The sequence below is a fragment of the Oceanicella actignis genome, assembly GCF_900111545.1.
Taxonomy (GTDB): Bacteria; Pseudomonadota; Alphaproteobacteria; order Rhodobacterales; family Rhodobacteraceae; genus Oceanicella; species Oceanicella actignis.
The window spans coordinates 1-1,376 of sequence record NZ_FOHL01000027.1 but is presented as its reverse complement, the minus strand read 5'-3'; the positions used below and the strand labels follow the sequence as shown (position 1 = coordinate 1,376).

The window sequence follows — 1,376 nt, the reverse complement described above, 5'->3', positions numbered from 1 at the left end:
AGGTAATCCTCCGGTATGTTCAGGATGCCGGAGAACTCGCGAATCAGGTGGCTGGAACTGGGGCTGCGGCGGTCGTGCTCGATGTCGTTGAGATACTGCGGCGAGATCGACCCGCCGCCCTCTTCCTTCATCACCCGCGCTGCGAGCTCCTTCTGGCTGAGACCAGCCGCCTTGCGCGCCTTCGCGATCGCGCGCCCGAAGGTCATCCCGTCGCTGGACATGGCCGGATCATCGCTGCATTCCCCTGTCAATCCGCTTGTTCGCGGATAGGCGAATCCTTAAGTTAAACTCTCGTTTGAGGCAAGGTGAGGAGGATATCCTCGCTCAGCGAGGGCCGACAGCGCAATCGCCGAAGGAAGTTACCAACCTTAAGGCAACCGTACAAACACACAGCACACTAAATACGAATCACCGTTCGTTTTCGAGATTAGGGTCAGGACTCATTGAGTTTCACAGCCAGAACATTACGGTGGCAGCCAGGGCGACGGCGGAGAGGAAGACCTTTGGGCACCTGTCATAACGGGTCGCAACGCGCCTCCAGTCCTTGAGCCTGCCGAACATGATCTCGATACGGTTGCGGCTTTTGTAGCGTCGCTTGTCGTATGTGACGGGTTTTCCGCGGGACTTCCGGCCCGGGATGCAGGGCGTGATCCCCTTGTCTTTCAGGGCGTCGCGGAACCAATCCGCATCATAGCCTCGATCGGCGAGCAGCCAGTCCGCCCGAGGCAGGCTGCTCAGCAGCGCGGCCGCACCGGTGTAATCGCTGACCTGGCCGGCCGTCATGAAGAACTTGAGTGGGCGGCCTCTGGCATCCGTGACGGCATGCAACTTGGTGTTCATACCGCCCTTGGTTCTGCCAATCAGGCGTCCACGCCCCCCTTTTTCGACCGCAGGCTCGACGCCGTGCGATGGGCTTTCAGATACGTCGCATCGATCATGACCGTCTTCTGATCTGTCGCCTCCGAGGCCAGTCCCTCGAAGATCCTGGCAAACACGCCCATCTCGCTCCAGCGCTTCCACCGGTTGTAGAGCGTCTTGGGCGGGCCATACTCCCGGGGCGCGTCGCACCACCGCAACCCATTGCGATTGATGAAGATTATGCCGCTCAAAACGCGCCGGTCATCGACCCTCGGCTTGCCATGGCTCTTGGGGAAGAACGGCTTCAGCCGCTCCATCTGTTCGTCCGTCAGCCAGAAAAGATTGGTCATGAAGCCCCCACCTGTTTGGGAGCTTGAATCACGCCAACAGGACCGCATCAAGCATATTAATGGGTCCTGAACCTAAGCAACCTGAGGTCTGGAAATTTTGCAGAGAGGGGGTCAGGCATCCTGGCATTCCCACTTGATGTATGCTTTCGTGTCTGAAGCCCATTTTTC

The 1,376-nt window shown here is 58.9% G+C and carries 2 protein-coding genes; both read right to left on the bottom strand.

From position 1 onward, the window contains the following. A partial coding sequence (locus tag BMW67_RS15240) for a helix-turn-helix domain-containing protein (RefSeq protein ID WP_072748565.1) occupies positions 1-221 on the bottom strand: 221 nt, incomplete at its 3' end. A 229-nt stretch (positions 222-450) separates the two neighbouring features. Next, a protein-coding gene (locus BMW67_RS15235; RefSeq protein ID WP_091764289.1) for an IS5 family transposase occupies positions 451-1,208 on the bottom strand; the annotation gives its coding sequence in 2 pieces (ribosomal slippage) (positions 451-884 and positions 884-1,208; 759 coding nt in all). Positions 1,209-1,376: the final 168 nt, after the last annotated feature.